Genomic DNA, 16782 nt, shown 5'->3' on the forward strand with positions numbered 1-16782 from the left:
GTTCCTCCTCAGGCGCCTAGGCCTGGAATGTATTGGTTTTTACTTTTTAGCAGAGTTCAGATCAGATGGTCCAAAAGCCCATGGCAATAGTTCGGCAACTGTAGTCTCCTGCAGATCACCTTTCATGTTACCCAGAATAACTTTCATATCCGGTTCACACAGTTCATACATCACTTGACGACATACGCCGCATGGAGCAATCGGGCCGTCTGTATCTCCTACAATGGCAATGGCTTTGAAACTGCGTGGTTGCTTACCTCCTGCTATCGCACTGAACATGGCTGTACGCTCAGCACAGTTGCCTGGCGTATAAGCAGCATTCTCAATATTACAACCATGATGCACATGTCCCTCACTGTCAAGCAAAGCTGCACCTACACCAAAATGAGAATAAGGCGTATACGCTTTCGTACGTGCCTTAATTGCTTCTTGCATCAACAAATCATTATCCATAATTAATCTCTCCCTTTGGGGTGTACTATAAAGTTGCACTCAATGAGTTAAGTTCAACTTAAAAATATTTGCACTAGCCTCTCCGCTGTCAGAACAACCTTACGATCGCTGTTATCCCCGGATTTTATTGATTCCCTTTTCCAAAGTGAAAATCCGGTGATAAAGGCGAACGCTTCGCTTCTACAGGTTTTTTCTGACCTCTCCGTTATTGTGCAAACCAGAAGTCCAACTTAAAGATGAGTCCAACTTTATAATTAGTGTGTAATATTAAAATCAAAACAAAAACAAAATCAGAGCAAACCTAGCCAGCTCATCACCGGCTTAATGAAAACGATACTCCCGATGATGACGGCGAACACCGCAGCCAGCAAAACCGCACCGGCCGCGGTGTCCTTCGCCGCTTTTGCCAGCGGATGTATATGCGGATGCGCCAGATCTACAGCAGCTTCCACTGCTGTATTCATCAGCTCCGTCACAAGAACCAGAAAAACGGCTGTCAGTACAAACATCCAGTCCGTTCTGGAAATCCCGAAAAAAAAGCCGGCTGCACACATCAAAATGGCGACTCCTGTATGAACTCTTACATTCCGCTGAGTCCGCAGCCCGTATACGATTCCTTCCGCAGCATTGCGGAATACCATCCCCCAGGAGCGCCTTTTCATTATCGTGTCAACCCGGCTTGGGCGAGTACCGCTTCCTGTTTGCCCATCATTTCGGCTTCGCTGGCTTCATCCTGATGATCATATCCAAGCAAGTGCAAGAAGCCATGAACAAACAGGAACCCGAGCTCACGTTCAAATGAATGCCCATATTCTTCACTCTGCAGGATGGTCCGTGGAACAGAAATAATAATATCCCCCAGAACATCCGGCATTTCTTCCATTTCTTCATCTTCGTCCAGTTCGTAGATGATATCCAGTTCCTCATCCACAGTCTCATTCATTGCAAAAGACAATACATCTGTTGGACGATCAATGCCGCGATAGTCACGGTTCAGCTCATGAATCTGCTCATCATCTACGAAAGTCAGGGCCACTTCCCCGTCCGCAACACCCTCTGCTTCCCCTGCAAGGTTCAGCAGCTGCTCCAGCATTGCGATCATCGGTTCGGTGATTTCTTTATCCTGTTGTTCATTATTCCATGCTAGGTTAAGACTCATTCTTTCATACTCCTGTCTTCTCATATTAGCGAATCAACCCGCTTCAGGCGAGGTTGGCTTCGGTTTCTTCATTTCTTCCGGATATTCAATCCTGGAGTGGAATATACCCATGACGGTTTCCTTAAGGGTCTTGGCGACGATATCCAGCTCCCGCATTGTCAGATCACAGTCGTTAAACTGATGATCGTCCAGTCGACCTTTAATAATCTTTTCGATCATGGACTCCACTTGCTCTACAGTAGGCTTCCGCAAGGAACGGACCGCAGCTTCCACGCTGTCAGCAATACCAACAATCGCCGACTCTTTGGACTGAGCCTTGGGACCCGGATAACGGAAATCATCTTCCGTAAAATCAGGTTCCACTCCTGCTTCCTCAGCCTGACGCAGTGCTTTGTGATAGAAGTAATGCAGGAAGGTTGTTCCATGATGCTGCTCAGCAATATCCCGAATAGGCCTCGGCAGCTTGTAGTCCTTCTGCATTTCCACACCATCGCGTGCGTGAGCCACGATAATGGACTTGCTCAGCTTTGGATCAATCGAATCATGCGGATTTTCCATATTGTTTTGATTTTCAATGAAATAAATCGGTCGCTTGGTCTTGCCAATATCATGGTAATACGAGCCGACCCGACATAACAACCCATTGGCACCGATCGCCTCTGCGGCGGCTTCTGACAGGTTTCCTACCATCACACTGTGGTGATAGGTTCCCGGTGTCTCTGTTAGCAGTTTACGTAGTAGCGGGTGATTGGGATTAGACAGTTCCACCAGCTTCAGCGCAGACAAGATGCCAAATGAGGTTTCGAAAAATGGCATTAGCCCAATAACCAATATGGCGGTCAGTACGCCTCCGGCAAACGCAAATCCAATGCCATAGAGCGTTGTCGTACGGTTCCAGTCACTTGAGTCAATCAACGCCAGCGTGAAGACTGCCATCGATCCGAACAGACAGACCATAATGGCGCCTTTCAGGATCGTAGACCGCTGACTTGCTCGATGGGTGGCGAAGATCGCAACAAACGATACCAACACCGCGAAGAATCCAAGTTCAAAGTCAAAAATCTGACCCTGATGTGTATTCAAAATAATGCTCGACAGCATGCCGATAATAATCGAGCAGACAAAGGCTAGCGATGTATCCAGCAGCAATGCAATTAACATTGCGCCTACGGCAACAGGAGCAAGAAAGCCTACGTATGAATTCTCACTGGTCTGGAGTATCGCTGTAACATGCATAACCACAATCGTAATAATAAATATGAGAACAAGCATCAGCAGCTGAGCATTATTATATTTGAAATGCGTTCCGCTGAATTGCTGAATATACATGAGAATCGCTGCCGACAACAGACAAGACAACATAAGCAGTCCAAGCTGAGGCCAATAGTTCACTTCGTTTTTCAGCAAATCGTTCTCGCCCAGAAGGGTGTACATCTCCGGGGTAATCATCTCACCCTTGGCAACAAGCGTATCTCCTTGCTTGATAAAGACCGTTTGAGTGTTCTCACGAGCCTGTACTTTAGCTTCTTTTGTACCCTCTTCATCGTAGAAGCGGTTAGACGTTACCACAAGACGAGCAAGCTCCTGTACAACTTCACGCTGCGTACGCTTGCTTAGAGAGCTCACACTCACCATCTCGGCCACTTTGGCACGAGCTGTTGTAGCCTCACTAATCTGGTCGGTCATTAATCTGGAGACGATATCCCGAGCAACGGCCTTCATCTCCTGAATATCATCCGAAGTCAGACGTGAAATTTTGATATATGTCTCTTCCGGGATACGGTAGCTTTGCTCCTGTACCACATTTCTGATCTCTTCCAACAGAGTTTCGGAGTATGTACCCGCTTTCCGGTTGTTGTTGATGAAATTGGAAACAAAATCTTTCTGACGCTGCGGTATTTCATCACGATAGATGTCAATCTTGTCCTGACTGGAAATCTGATCATCCTGATTCAGTCGATCAATACGATCAAGCAGAGTCGTCATCAGATTTTCGTTCCGCATCTGCACGATCTGAAACATCGGCTGTACACGTTCAGCGGCTTCTTCTTGTGCTTTCAGTGTAGCCTTGGTATTCGGGATCTGCATGGGCGCAGCAATATTCACTTCACTTCGTGTGCCTTCCTGAATATCATACCGCTCTGGTAGTAGCTTGGAAGCAAGACTCACGTAGAAGAGGATCACCAGAAACAAAAACAGAAGATAGCGTGCCCACACGCTATACTTCCATCCTGTAGCTCTATTTTGAAAAGATTTGCCTTTTGACAGTTCCTTCGAGGTCATCGAGACAATCCCTTTCTATTCTTGATTTTCTGCGGCGTGGTTATAGGCGACGATGATTTTCTGGACGAGGGAGTGCCGTACAACATCTTGCTCGGCAAAATAGACAAATCCAATCTCTTCCACTTGGCCCAGTATTGCATTGGCTTCCACAAGCCCTGACTTTTTGCCGCGCGGTAAATCAATTTGTGTCACGTCACCGGTAATGACCATTTTGGAACCAAAACCGAGACGAGTCAGAAACATCTTCATCTGCTCCGGTGTCGTATTCTGAGCTTCATCCAGGATAATAAACGAATCATCCAGTGTACGTCCCCGCATATAGGCAAGAGGTGCAATTTCGATCAAACCGCGCTCCAGTGCCTTCGCAGTCTGCTCTTGTCCCATAACATCGTACAAAGCATCGTACAGCGGCCGTAAATAAGGATCAACTTTTTCCTGAAGATCACCAGGCAAGAAACCAAGACTCTCTCCCGCTTCAACAGCAGGTCTTGTGAGCACGATCCGCTTGACGCTTCCTTCCTTAATTGCTGCCACAGCCAGGACAACAGCAAGATACGTTTTACCTGTACCGGCTGGACCGATACCAAATACAACATCACGTTTTTTAATTGTAGTTACATAGTGTTTCTGTCCAATCGTTTTAACACGGATCGGCTTACCACGGTACGTCGTTGTAATCTCGCCTTTGAACAGATCCAGAAGCTGGTCTGCACGCAGTTCCTTTGCAAGCTCGATGGCATACTTAACGTCCCTTTCGGTTAACACATATCCGTTACGTACCAATTGCAACAACACATCAAATAATTGTTCAAGCGATTCCACATTCTGGATGTTGCCATGGATCACAATCTCCGCTTCACGGGATGCGATCTGGGCGGGAATCTCGGATTCAATCAGTTTCAGAAAAATATCTTGGGGTCCAAAAAGAGATTGACCCTCTCCCGCACTTTGGAGGGAGATTCGTATGCTGCGTGTTTGCTCTGACAAATAGCCTCATTCTCCTTGACTATGGACTAACGGAAGTTCTTCCGCAATGCTTTCTTCCACTTCAAATAATACTTTCATATAAACTTTACCATTCTCTTTCTTCTCATGCAAAATTTTTTCGCTTAAAATTTTCGTTCCTTTGCCGTTTTTGGCGATAATATCGTTTCTTGCTCCTTCCAATCCTTTCGTTCTAGCCCATTCAATCGTATGCTGCTCCTCTTGTTCCCGAGTTTCCAAATCTTTCTCTGTCAGCCATCCCATGGGAAGTGTGAAGGATCTCCAGGTCAGCGGTTTATGATCACTTTCGGTATCAAATGTGGTAAAAGGCGTATTCCCGTATCCCCAGAGTTGTATCGCCCATTTCCCCAGCACAATGTAAAAACGTTCCTTGCTATCTCCAGTCATCGTATTATGTTTCTGCACAAGAGGGACTTCGACTTGATATTCACGCCACACCAGTCCACGCACTTCCCCTTTGGCTACAATGGTCTTTGTATTCTCTTCATCTCCCAAAATACCGGATATTAGTACCTGCCCCTTCTTGACACGCATGTCCTTCTGCACGACAGGGCGCCCCTGCTCCGCGTAAATTTGAGTGATTACAGCGTCTGTTTTACTGACCAGATGTCTCGGGTTCAGCAGCGGTTCACGCTTAGGCTGTGCTGACTCCACAACCTGGATGGTGATGGTTGTCCCTTCTTTGCTCACCCCAATCCAGGTTACATCTGGCAGAGCCAGCGCGAGCTGTCTGGAGAGCTTGTCCTGGCTTTGCAGCCGAAATCCCCACTGGAAGGGGTAGATGCCTTCTTTCTTTGCTGCCGCGAGCACTTCATCCGTGGGAATCGTCACATTGCCTTTCACTTCTACATTCCAAACCATTGATGATAACGCAAACAGAGCTGCTACAAAAAATAGCATGCCGCCCAGAAAGAACTTCCTTCTTAACAAACGGGCTGCAAAAAAAGGAAATCCACTCCGGTGTGTCACCTTTACCCGGCAGCCTGTCCGTTTCAGCAAAGGACGCAGCCTGAAAAAATGCGGTAGCAGAATATTCATTTCTGCCTTGCGTCCATCATGGGCACGCAGGTCCCATACTTCCAGTCCCTGCTCTGCCACCGTATTGATTAATGCTTCAATATCCCCCCCAGTGACCGTGATTCGGACTGCTCCGCGCAGTTTGTACAGACTGGGCTGCTTCATCCGTTCCCCTCCGCTCCATTCATATGAATATCCAGAATTGTTCCTTCAACAGCCACTTCATCCGGCAAAATATTGCGAATCATCAGTTCAGTTCCTTTGATCTCCAGCTGACCCTGTGAGAGAGCCAGAACGATGCGATCCGGTGTAAAATGAATGACACCACGATGATTCTCTATATACAATTGCTTTGTGCCGATCAGGGTTAACCGTGGCATATCGTAAAGCACGTCCTGCGGCAGATCCAGAACTTCACTGGTCCATCTGCGCAGCTTGCGGCTGATCCGGGTCATTCGAAGGTCTTCCCCCTTCCTCTACAGTTCAACTTATGCGCAGATTCTTGAAATTATGAAAACTACGGACCGTGTTAGATGTGAAAATAAAAAGAGGCCGAAACAGAAAAAAGCCGTCGTCTGGGATTATGCTCACCAGAGACGGCTTTTCACTTTTTAAAACCATATGAAGTTATAGTTTGCCTCGTGTTCCAAAGGGTTGTTTAGAGCGCGGAGAACCGAGAACCTCTGCCCATAACACACCAGTACGAATGTCTTCCCGGCGAAGCTGGGACGGTCCAGACTCGTTGGATGGAACTTCATCCCAACTGGAGTCAGACACAACCGGTGTATTTGCAGTAGAAATACGATCGAGTCGCTCCCGAATTTCACGTTGTCGTTGCTCCATCACTTTCATTTGTTCTTCGAGGGAGTTTTCCATTCCACCCAGAGAACTCTGCCCTCCAAAGTCGTCATTCACAGGACGGGCAGATGTCGTTGCTGGCTGCGAATAGGTTTGATCATATCGATCATCGTACTGATCGTCATCATACCGCTCGTCGTATCGTTCGTCATACTGCTCATCATAGCGGGGATCTGAAGGAGCCGATGACTGCTGCGGTGCGGTATTTCCCCGCGAGCGATCATTCCGGTCCGAATCACCACTCCCTCCAAACGTAGGCATCCCGTTATTTGCACGCTTTTTGTTCGGATCAGCCGATTTGGCTGCTTTTCCAAGGAAGGAAAAGAGTGCAAAAGCGATGACTGCTACAATATACAGATTGTTAAAAATCCATTCAAATAGGCCCATATGCACTCACCGCCTATCTTCCGTTTTTGGAATCACCGTGATCGTTGGAGTTTGTATTTTCACCAGGTTTTCCTAATGTGTTGCGCATTTGAGTATCTGCTTCAATGTTTTTCAGGTTCATGTAGTCCATTACACCAATTTTACCGCTACGGAGTGCTTCAGCCATAGCAAGAGGTACTTGGGATTCGGATTCAACTACACGCGCTCTCATTTCCACTACGCGCGCTTTCATCTCTTGTTCTTGGGCTACGGCCATTGCGCGGCGCTCTTCCGCTTTTGCCTGTGCAATACGTTTGTCAGCCTCTGCCTGCTCCGTTTGCAGGAAGGCACCAATGTTTTTACCTACATCCACGTCCGCGATATCAATAGACAGGATTTCAAAAGCGGTACCTGCATCCAGACCTTTGGACAATACGGTACGGGAGATCAGATCCGGATTTTCCAGGACGTCTTTATGGGAATTCGAGGAACCGTTTGTACTTACGATACCTTCACCGACACGGGCAATAATCGTCTCTTCACCCGCACCACCGACGAGGCGGTCAATATTGGCACGAACCGTAACCCGCGCTCTTACTTTAACTTCGATACCATCTTTGGCTACCGCAGAAACAATCGGCGTTTCAATAACACGTGGGTTTACACTCATCTGTACGGCTTGCAATACGTCACGACCCGCAAGGTCGATCGCAGCAGCACGTTCAAATTCGAGTGGAATGTTCGCACGTTGTGCAGCAATCAGGGCGTTGACCACTCGGTCTACGTTACCACCGGCTAGGAAGTGACTCTCCAGTTGATTCATTGTCAATTGAAGTCCAGCTTTGGTTGCTTTAATCAGTGGATTTACGATCCTGCTAGGTGTTACACGTCTTAGTCTCATCGCTACCAGCGTGATAATCCCCACGCGTACGCCCGATGCAAGGGCTGAGATCCAGAGCATAACCGGGAAAAAGCTGAAGAATACGCTCAATACGATAATCGCAACTACCGCAATAAGCAAAACCGTAATCAAGGTTGGTTCCATAGTCAAAATTCCTCCATTTGCAATTTAATTTTTGTAAGAAACATGATAAAAACAGTGTGGAACTTTGCTGCTGTGCATTGATTTACACCACTCGACTAGCAGCCTCCGTAGAATGGTTATGTACATTGCCGAAGCTTTAATCAACTCCGGCAACAGAGCGGGTTACACCGGTAATGCTTGTTGAACCACAATCCGGGTACCTTCCGCTTTGATCACAATAATTGGTGTATCAATCGGAATGAAATCTCCATCCGACACCACATCGACACGCTCTCCGTTAAGTATCGCTGTTCCCGAGGGACGAAGTGGAGTCAAACTGATGCCCTGCAAACCGATCAACTCTTTGCGTTCTGTCGCCGAAGAGTATCCTTGATCAGCAGACAGCCTGTCACTTAATATGAATCGATTCCATATGCCTCGATCCTTAAACAGAATAACAACGATTGCAATGACTACCAGCGCGGCTCCAAAAGCAATACCTAACGATATAAATGCATCACTTGTATCATAGGCAGCTCGCACGACACCAGCGACAAGCGCAATCGATCCCAAAATCCCCAGAATACCGAAGCTCGGGATAAACATCTCGAGGATCATCATGATGAGTCCGACAGTGAATAACACCCATGTCTCCGCTCCGGCAAAACCGGCAATGTAGTTCCCTGAGAAATAAAGCACAAAGCACACGATACCAACAATACCAGGCACTCCGAACCCAGGTACAATTAACTCAATGATCACACCAGCTATTCCGAGGAATAGCAATACAGTCATGACGACAGGATTGGTGAGAAATGTGGATATGTTCTCTGCAGCTGTTCTCTGAACAGTGAACACATCATCCTGACTGTAACCAATCCAAGCTGCAGCTTCTTCCGGCGTGTTGCTGATATGGTCCGCATAGCCCACTTTCAGCGCTTCTTCGGCCGAGAGAGCAATAATTTCACCTTTTTGCTTAGTTTTATTAATCTCAGGCATCTCCACGACCATGTTAACATCCGTCATTCCGGCTGCAATTTTGCCGTCACGGCCACTTTTCTCAGCCGCTCCCTGCATCTTGCTCTTCCAGAATGCAACCAGCTTCGGATCATCAACATGTTTACCCGTGCTGTCTACCATCGCTGCCGCACCAATCATACTCCCTGGCGACATTACGATCTTATCTGCATTCAAAGCCAGAAAACTTCCGGCCGAGGCAGCATCTCCACGGACAAATGCAACGGTTTCAACTGGGCTTTCCTTAATTAATGTACCCAGTTCTTCTGCCGTGTCGACACGCCCTCCTGGCGTATTGATATCCAGAACGATCAGGCCAGCATTCATCTCTTCTGCTTCTTTGAACCCGCGTTCCATAAACTTGCCAAGTCCCTGCTCGATTGGTTTATCCACCGGAATGATATATACGGCGCCACTTTTCTCAGCTGCATGCGCTGACGGTGATCCAATCCAGACAGGAAGCAGCAGCGTCAGTAGCATCATGAGCATCAATGGCCCCGTAAGCTTCTTCCGGCGCTTTCCCTTCACAAATAGTCCCCCCTTTTCCATTAATGTTATACTGTCCAGCTTATGGTATTTATTACGTACAATGCAACATTTCGTTTCAAAATCTTAAAATTATATTTGAAACTGGAAGCAATTGCAACATTTTAAATCCATAATCATATATATTATCCATTTAAAAGCAATATTTGTGAATTTCCATGAACAAATGAACGATTACTAATTACGTTTCAAATTTCTTCTGGGAAATGAGTACCGTATCAATGATGTAAAATGGAAAAAACACCCCCTGACAAGTCAGGAGGTGTTTATTGATTTGCTTTATTGCAGAAATTGTTGAACTGCTTGATTTACCAGTTTGCCATCCGCTTTGCCTTTGACTTTCGGCATAAGGGCAGACATGACTTTCCCCATCTCGGCTTTCGAAGAAGCACCGGTTTCCTGGATGGTCTGCTGTACAATAACTTTAATTTCTTCTTCGGTAAGCTGTGCGGGAAGGTACTGACTGAGTAATTCAATTTCCGCTTTTGCATTTGCCGCGAGGTCTTCACGGCCCGCTTTGTCAAATTCTTGGAGGGCATCTTTGCGCTGTTTGATTTCACGACTCAGAATATCAAGCACTTCGTTATCATCCAAATCTCTTTTCAAATCTATTTCAAGATTCTTGATCGTCGAACGAATCAACCGAATGTTGGAGAGCTTGAACTTGTCCTTGCTCTTCATCGCTTGCTTCATATCTTCGTTCAATCGTTCGCTAAGATTCATGTAGTTAAAATCCTCCTAAAACTTTCTCTTACGAGCAGCCTCGGACTTTTTCTTGCGCTTTACGCTTGGCTTCTCATAATGCTTACGTTTCTTCACCTCAGCCAATACGCCATCTTTTGCGATGGAACGTTTAAAGCGACGAAGTGCAGCATCAATAGTCTCGTTTTTGCGAACTTTAGTTTCAGACACCAGTTTTCCCTCCCTCCGACCAGACCGTCCAAGAGCAATAACACGGTTCATCACCTTTCATTATAGGCGAAAGGTAATAAAGGTGTCAACCTTAACGTAATGATCATTTATTTTATGTGAACTTCAGCTCCATATTCATGCCTTTTATGCATATATGAATCAGTCCTGATTTAAAGTAACTTGGATCGTTTATTGGTGTGAGTCTGACAAACTTGTCAACACGCCAAGTCGGGTCCCACCAAGCAAATGATAGTGCAGATGATGAACGGTTTGTTCTCCATCCTTGCCGCAGTTATTAATCAGTCGGTAACCTGTTTCTTCCACGCCGAGACGCTTGGCCGCTTCCTGCGCAGCCAAATGAATCTCACCGATCAACGGCAAGTCTTCCGCCGTTACTTCATTCATGGAAGCAATATGTTTCTTGGGAATAACGAGTACATGGGTCGGTGCAGCGGGCTGGATGTCATGAAAGACGATGACATGGTCATTCTCCAGTACCTTATTGGAGGGAATGCTGCCCTCTACAATTTTGCAAAATAAGCAATCCATTGTTCATACCCTCCTTCGAATTAAAAATTATGTATACCCTACTATCATACCGGAACTGAAAACTCACGTCCAATTTAACCTGTTTCAATTCAATAATAATAGCAACAAAAGAACCTCTCACATCTCAGTGAAGTGCAAAGAATACACCGAAGATGTGAAAGGTTCAGTTTTCATTGGTAAAAGATAATGCTTTCAAGGCCCTATTAATAATAAGGTAACAAAGATAATGCAGTCAGGCCGACCAACGGAAGGACCAGCCTGTTAAACCGTCTGCGACCGTAACCATAATAAGGGTATGGGTAGCCATAGCCCGGGAAGAATCCCCGTGCATGAGCGGGATAAGTAACTGGCATCATATTGGGTCCCCAGTTTGCGTTTGCATGATTAACCACAGCTTCATGCCCCACGGGAACAGCCAAATAAATCATGTCATCATCCACATTTTCCACAATGCCATCATAATGGGCACCGTCATGCATCTGTATACATACATAGCGATGCATGTGTTCCTTACACAGTTTCTTCGCTTCTACCTTTTCCACGTTCGATCGCCTCCCGAATCTGTTCTGCTCTTCATCACCCTTTCATCGTATTCAGATCTGGGCGAAATGACACTGTGAATGACAAGAGTTTCAAGATAAGGGCCTATTAAAAAAAGAAGCACCCCGTTGCAGTTTCCATGCGGAAGTCTGCTGTCGCGGACGTCTAACCAGGATTATTCCTGATCAGACGTCCGCCGGGGTGCTTAACATAAGTTTGTCGGCTTAACTGTAGTATAACAACAGGATGAACCTGTATCTGTGAGCTATCTCACTCAACTGTTACAACGAGTATATAAATGAGATTCAAACCAACAAAACTCAATCAATCAGGAGATTTCCCCCTCAGGAACAACCTTGTACGGCCGGTTCCTGAGGGCATCCCAATTGGGGTCATTCATTCGTATGTGTTCTGTGTTCAAGTTCCTATAATGTTTCCAATACTACGCGAGAGCCAGCTCCGGCCTCGCCCGCTGGAATAACTACAAGTTTGCGTGGCAAGCGTGCTCGCAGCTCCGGAACGTGGCTGATAATACCGACGGCAAGACGGTCATCATGCAATTTTTCTAACGATGTAATGACGGTATCCAGCAGTTCAGGGTCCAATGTGCCAAACCCTTCATCCAGGAAGAAGAATTGCAGCGGATACTGACCGCGCAGCTGAATCTGGGCAGACAGAGCCAGGGCCAGTGACAATGAGGTCAGGAACGTCTCTCCACCAGACAAGGTGGACACCGGACGTTTAACTCCACCGTTTGCATCGTCACAGATGACAAAGCCCCCGCCTGAATCCACCTCAAGTGAATAACGTTGTTTGGTCAGGAAGCGCAGACGCTGTGAAGCAGCCTGACTTACCTGCATCAGTTGTTCTTCTGCAATATACTCGACAAATGCATTACCTCTGAAAGCTGCTTGCAGTTTGCTAAGCATCTCACCTTGTCTGCTCACTTCTACCCGTTTGTTCTCCAACTCGGTCCAGCGAACGTGTCGCTGCTGCACATCTTCCAGATCCCGCTCTGCACGCGCCTTGGCTCTAAGAGCTGCTTCATCCTCTGCACGAGACAGTTTCAGTCGCTCTGAGCATGCCAACCATTGTTCCTCGGATACAACGACTCCGCCCAATTTTTGTTCCAGCTCACGCAATTGAGAAATAAGTTCACGATCACGCTCACGATGCTGCTGAATTTCCGCGGCAAGACGCTCCGCTTCTTGGGAAGGGAGGGCTGCCTCCACAACAGCATTCTCCGAATCAAATGGCGATTGTTCCATCAATTGCTTCCAGCGTTCCTGTGCCTGCTGCAAATGCTCTGCTGCCGAGGCTGCTGCTTGTTGAGCCATGACATCCTTCTTGGCCGATTCCTGTTTCAACACATCCGCTTCCTTGAAACGCTGTGCTGAATCGGCAGCAATTTTCCGTAGTCCATCCAGACGAGTCTGGGCCGCAGCAATCAAATCCTCGACCCGTTGCTCGCCAACCCATTGACGCAGACGTTCTTCCTTCTCGGCAAGCTGTTTGCTGTTTCCTTGCCATTCCGTTTGCCATTGAATCAGCTGTTTGTCCAATTCAACCAGCTTCTGCTGAAGGGACTGTACCAACTGTTCCTTTTCTTCAAGGAACGTCACGCTCTTGTTCAGCCGTTCCTTGATGTCTTCTGCGCGCGCGTCTCGCTCCTGCATCGCCTGGTGAAGGGCCATGGCCTGCTCTTGAACGATGCCGGGCAGTTCCGCGGCCCAGCGGCCGTGCAATGCGGCTGCGGCGGCCTCACTCTCGGCCAACCGGCGCTCCGCCTGTGCGAGTCCGGCTTGGCCTGCCTCCTGCGCAGCAGCCGCTTCCATGCGGCGCTGCTGCGCGCCTACAGCCGCCTGCTGCAACGCGGCGGCTTCCGCTTGCAGCGGCGCTGCGTCAGCGGCCAGCGCCCGCGCGGCTTCGCGCAGTGCGGCGGCACGCTCCGCCCAGTCCGCCGGGGAGCGCCCGTGTACGGGCGAACCGGCGGGCTCTGGCTTCGCCGCCGCAGGCGCGGCCTCGGCTGCGGCCGGGGCTTCGCCGGCCGCAGCGCCAAGCTGCGTCAGCAGGCTGCGACGTTCGTGCAGCTGCTGGCGCAGCCCAAAGCGCAGCTCCTGCAGCTCCGCGTGCAGGCTGCGCAGCAGTTCCAGGTCCGCATCGCCTGCGGGCGGACCTTCTCCCGGCGGCGCAGCCGGGAGCGGGTGGTGTGCGGAGCCGCACACCGGGCATGGCTCGCCGTCGCGCAGCTCGGCGCGCAAGGCGGAGGAGAGCCTATGCAGCTCCTGCTCACGCATGGTTCCGCGCAGCTGCTCCTCCGCCCTGGCCAGCAGGCTCTGTTCGCGGCCAATGTCCTGCTCACAGGCAAGCAAGGCCTCAAGGCCCACTGCCGCCTGTTCGATCAGATGCTGACGCTGTTCACTCAGACGGGTCTCTTCCTGGGCAGCCAGCTTCAGCCGATCTGCCCCCTGTTCAGCCGACTGCTTATTGGCTTCCATCTCAGCCTTGTTCTGGCGCAATTGCTCCGCCGCAGTATCCAAACGATGCTTCAATTCCAGTGCAGCCTGCAGCTGTCTACGTTCTTCGGACTTCACTTCATTCGGCTTCAGGCTTTCCTGTAATTCTTCCCGCCGTTTGCGGCCACGCTGCTGTAGTTCTTTTTCCTTCTCCAGCTGTTGTCCGATGACACTCTGTTCAGCCTGTCCTTTGTCCAAAAGCTGCTTAAGACGGGTACTATCCTCTCGTAGCCCATCCCGTTCCCGTTGCAACTCCTTGGCCTGTTCAAGCTGTTCCAATCGAAGCAGCAGCTTGGGTTCTTCCTCAGCCATCTGTACACGGGCCGTTTCGGCCTTCTCGGCTTCCAGTACAGACAGCCGTTCATGTTCTACCGCTTGCTGGTGAGCAATCCCGGCTGCATCCTCACGTAACTTCTGCTGTGCTGCTGCGTCACGCATCGTCTGCAATGAAGGCAGTATCGCGTCTGCCGCCCCGGCCAGTTTCAGCCGTTGTTCCCCAGCTTCGATTTGTGGTGCACGTGCTTTCAGCTTTTCGTGTTCCTCCATACGAGCCTGGCGTTCATGGCTTAACTCACGGACTTTACCGAGTTGCTCGGCTTCCTTCATCGCTTCATCAAGCGTTTTGCGTGACAATTCAGACTGTTTCACAGCAGCTTGAAGAAGAAGCTCCGTTTCTGCCAACGTCTCTTTGCTGGCATTCCCAAGCCCCTGCTGCTCCGCGGCCAATGACTGATGAACCATATCATTGTCCTTCACCCGACGGCTGAGCTTGATGGCAAGCTGATCTCCATACTTCTCCAGATGGAATAAACGTTGCAGCATCTGGCGTCGTTCACTGCCTTTCAGTGACAGAAACTCAGCAAATTTCCCTTGTGGAAGCACAACGGCCCGCGTAAAATCATCCATTTTCAACCCAATGACATCTTCAACGCATCGATTCACGTCTGCCAGTTTATCAGCCAGCACCTGTTCCTCTCCGTTGACGGTCTCAATGAATTTGCTTATTGTGTTGCTTACCGATACCTCATTGTTTCGTTTGAAGCGTCGTTCCACCCGAAATCTTCTTGTGCCTTCCGCCGATACAAGTTCAAATGTAAAAGCTACGGACAACGAATCCTCAGCGTGGTTCATGATTCCCTGGGTACCATTAACAGCACGTTCCACTTTTCCGTACATGGCCAGCGTAATCGCGTCGAGTAAAGAAGATTTCCCACTGCCTGTAGGACCAAAAATACCGAACAGTCCCGTTTCCGTCAATACAGTAAAATCAATCTCCTGAGTCTCCCGATAACTTTGCAGACCTGCGACTTTCAATAAAATCGGCTTCAATTTCCCTCGACCTCCTCACGCACGCCCGGCTCGTCCTCATCTACGAGTTCCAGGAACAGTTGAACCAGACTGTCTTCAGGTAATGCCCCACCTGTCTGACGCTGATAAAATTTGCGGAAAAGCTCATGTACCGGAAGCTCGGATCGTTGCTCCAAAAGCCCTGCGGCTGCCATCTCGGGATACACCGGACGGATATGGATGATCCCGTCATGCGACTTACGGAGCTGCTGAATTTCTTTCAGAGACATGGCGTCATCCAGCCATACTTCCATATCAATAAAAGCCTGAGGATCACGCCCTTCATCCAGCCACCGATAAACCTCAGCCAGTCCGCCACGCGCCTTCCAGCGTACAAGGGGACGTCCGGAGGTCAACAGCACTTCTTCCACGTTTGCGGCGCCTCCTGGTGCCACATCAACCATGGTGACGGACTTACTCTGCCCCGCTTCGGAGAAACTGTAGGCCAGTGGAGAGCCACTATACCGAATCACACCGTCCCCTTTAACTGCCTGCGCACGATGAAGATGCCCCAGTGCTGTATATTGCGCACCTGTTGACAATGCAGAAGGGTCAACCGTATAGGCCCCCCCTACCTGAATGGGACGTTCCGAATCACTTTCCACTCCGCCCAGAACATAAATATGACTCATCGCCAAATTCACCGTATCCGGACGAAAAGAAGCAGCCAGACGCTGCATTAACATGCCAACCCGGCGACTGTATGCCTGACGAAGCACATTTTCGTCCCCATCCGTTGTCAGCAGTTCGTTCAGTCGCGCTTCCGAGGGGTATGGCAATGCAGCAATCTGCGCTGTCTCCCCAGTTCGCTTTGCATGGATAGTGACTGCTTCTGAAGTAGGCATACCTACAAGTGTAATTCCCTGTCTGTTCACAAGCGGGGTTACCGAAGCCACTCGCTCCGGCTGATCATGGTTTCCCGCGATCACCACAAGAGGTCTCCCTTGTTCCGTCAGACGCGCCGCAGCCTCATAAAAAAGCTGTTCCGCCGATGCAGGCGGATTTACAGAATCATACACGTCTCCAGCCATCAATATGGCATCTGCCTGCTGCTCATCCGCGAGTCTAACAAGCTCATCCACAAAATCCTCCTGCTCTCGCAGCCGGCTCCGTCCCTCCAGCGTTTTCCCCAGATGCCAGTCCCCTGTGTGCAAAATACGCATCGTCCGTTCAACCCCTCTCTCATGCAA

At 49.0% G+C, this 16782-nt stretch carries 16 protein-coding genes; all 16 read right to left on the minus strand.

Going from position 1 to position 16782, the window contains the following annotated elements; all coding sequences use genetic code 11:
- Positions 1–39 precede the first annotated feature (39 nt).
- A complete protein-coding gene (locus CRO25_RS20210) occupies positions 40–453 on the minus strand; it encodes a cytidine deaminase (RefSeq protein ID WP_063567026.1) in 414 nt (137 codons plus the stop codon).
- A gap of 290 nt (positions 454–743) precedes the next feature.
- Complete coding sequence (locus CRO25_RS20215; protein WP_063567027.1) at positions 744–1115, minus strand: diacylglycerol kinase family protein; 372 nt, start codon at positions 1113–1115, stop codon at positions 744–746.
- Complete coding sequence (gene ybeY / locus CRO25_RS20220; RefSeq protein ID WP_063567028.1) at positions 1115–1612, minus strand: rRNA maturation RNase YbeY; 498 nt, start codon at positions 1610–1612, stop codon at positions 1115–1117. Before ybeY ends, CRO25_RS20215 begins: the two co-directional genes overlap by 1 nt.
- A 33-nt stretch (positions 1613–1645) precedes the next feature.
- On the minus strand, positions 1646–3895 hold the full coding sequence (locus CRO25_RS20225) for an HD family phosphohydrolase (RefSeq protein WP_064636393.1): 2250 nt from the start codon (positions 3893–3895) through the stop codon (positions 1646–1648).
- Between the two features lie 15 nt (positions 3896–3910).
- Positions 3911–4882 (minus strand): PhoH family protein, encoded by a 972-nt coding sequence (locus CRO25_RS20230; protein ID WP_063567030.1) that lies wholly within the window; start codon positions 4880–4882, stop codon positions 3911–3913.
- 6 nt (positions 4883–4888) lie between these two features.
- Complete coding sequence (gene yqfD / locus CRO25_RS20235; RefSeq protein WP_064636389.1) at positions 4889–6082, minus strand: sporulation protein YqfD; 1194 nt, start codon at positions 6080–6082, stop codon at positions 4889–4891.
- Entirely contained in the window at positions 6079–6372 is a 294-nt protein-coding gene (gene yqfC / locus CRO25_RS20240; protein WP_024628472.1) for a sporulation protein YqfC, read from the minus strand. The genes yqfD and yqfC overlap by 4 nt, the downstream gene beginning before the upstream one ends.
- Positions 6373–6544: 172 nt before the next feature.
- Positions 6545–7162: a hypothetical protein gene (locus tag CRO25_RS20245; protein ID WP_079696208.1), complete on the minus strand. Its 618-nt coding sequence runs from the start codon at positions 7160–7162 to the stop codon at positions 6545–6547.
- A 13-nt stretch (positions 7163–7175) separates the two neighbouring features.
- Entirely contained in the window at positions 7176–8186 is a 1011-nt protein-coding gene (floA, locus tag CRO25_RS20250) for a flotillin-like protein FloA (protein ID WP_162493573.1), read from the minus strand.
- Between the two features lie 162 nt (positions 8187–8348).
- On the minus strand, positions 8349–9671 hold the full coding sequence (locus tag CRO25_RS20255) for a nodulation protein NfeD (RefSeq protein ID WP_097115806.1): 1323 nt from the start codon (positions 9669–9671) through the stop codon (positions 8349–8351).
- A 336-nt stretch (positions 9672–10007) separates the two neighbouring features.
- The gene (locus CRO25_RS20260; RefSeq protein ID WP_053781272.1) at positions 10008–10451 is read right to left on the minus strand and encodes a GatB/YqeY domain-containing protein; all 444 of its coding nucleotides are present in this window, start codon (positions 10449–10451) and stop codon (positions 10008–10010) included.
- 15 nt (positions 10452–10466) lie between these two features.
- Entirely contained in the window at positions 10467–10640 is a 174-nt protein-coding gene (gene rpsU, locus CRO25_RS20265) for a 30S ribosomal protein S21 (protein WP_005547957.1), read from the minus strand.
- A gap of 189 nt (positions 10641–10829) precedes the next feature.
- Positions 10830–11189: a histidine triad nucleotide-binding protein gene (locus CRO25_RS20270; RefSeq protein ID WP_079696210.1), complete on the minus strand. Its 360-nt coding sequence runs from the start codon at positions 11187–11189 to the stop codon at positions 10830–10832.
- A gap of 203 nt (positions 11190–11392) precedes the next feature.
- A complete protein-coding gene (locus tag CRO25_RS20275; protein WP_063567035.1) occupies positions 11393–11731 on the minus strand; it encodes a hypothetical protein in 339 nt (112 codons plus the stop codon).
- Between the two features lie 423 nt (positions 11732–12154).
- Positions 12155–15574, minus strand: coding sequence for an AAA family ATPase (locus CRO25_RS20280; protein ID WP_079696211.1), 3420 nt, complete (start codon positions 15572–15574; stop codon positions 12155–12157).
- On the minus strand, positions 15571–16755 hold the full coding sequence (locus tag CRO25_RS20285) for an exonuclease SbcCD subunit D (protein ID WP_063567299.1): 1185 nt from the start codon (positions 16753–16755) through the stop codon (positions 15571–15573). Before CRO25_RS20285 ends, CRO25_RS20280 begins: the two co-directional genes overlap by 4 nt.
- Positions 16756–16782 lie beyond the last annotated feature (27 nt).

This window comes from Paenibacillus sp. RU5M (assembly GCF_900221055.1).
GTDB classification, from domain to species: Bacteria; Bacillota; Bacilli; order Paenibacillales; family Paenibacillaceae; genus Paenibacillus; species Paenibacillus marchantiae.

Excerpts from the sequence above, each read along its gene's own strand:
- floA (WP_162493573.1), bottom strand. The coding sequence starts at position 8,186 with ATGGAACCAACCTTGATTACGGTTTTGCTTATTGCGGTAGTTGCGATT.
- CRO25_RS20260 (WP_053781272.1), bottom strand. The coding sequence starts at position 10,451 with ATGAATCTTAGCGAACGATTGAACGAAGATATGAAGCAAGCGATGAAG.
- CRO25_RS20215 (WP_063567027.1), bottom strand. The coding sequence starts at position 1,115 with ATGAAAAGGCGCTCCTGGGGGATGGTATTCCGCAATGCTGCGGAAGGA.
- CRO25_RS20285 (WP_063567299.1), bottom strand. The coding sequence starts at position 16,755 with ATGCGTATTTTGCACACAGGGGACTGGCATCTGGGGAAAACGCTGGAG.
- CRO25_RS20270 (WP_079696210.1), bottom strand. The coding sequence starts at position 11,189 with ATGGATTGCTTATTTTGCAAAATTGTAGAGGGCAGCATTCCCTCCAAT.
- yqfD (WP_064636389.1), bottom strand. The coding sequence starts at position 6,082 with ATGAAGCAGCCCAGTCTGTACAAACTGCGCGGAGCAGTCCGAATCACG.
- CRO25_RS20210 (WP_063567026.1), bottom strand. The coding sequence starts at position 453 with ATGGATAATGATTTGTTGATGCAAGAAGCAATTAAGGCACGTACGAAA.
- CRO25_RS20255 (WP_097115806.1), bottom strand. The coding sequence starts at position 9,671 with ATGCTCATGATGCTACTGACGCTGCTGCTTCCTGTCTGGATTGGATCA.
- CRO25_RS20245 (WP_079696208.1), bottom strand. The coding sequence starts at position 7,162 with ATGGGCCTATTTGAATGGATTTTTAACAATCTGTATATTGTAGCAGTC.
- CRO25_RS20225 (WP_064636393.1), bottom strand. The coding sequence starts at position 3,895 with ATGACCTCGAAGGAACTGTCAAAAGGCAAATCTTTTCAAAATAGAGCT.
- ybeY (WP_063567028.1), bottom strand. The coding sequence starts at position 1,612 with ATGAGTCTTAACCTAGCATGGAATAATGAACAACAGGATAAAGAAATC.
- yqfC (WP_024628472.1), bottom strand. The coding sequence starts at position 6,372 with ATGACCCGGATCAGCCGCAAGCTGCGCAGATGGACCAGTGAAGTTCTG.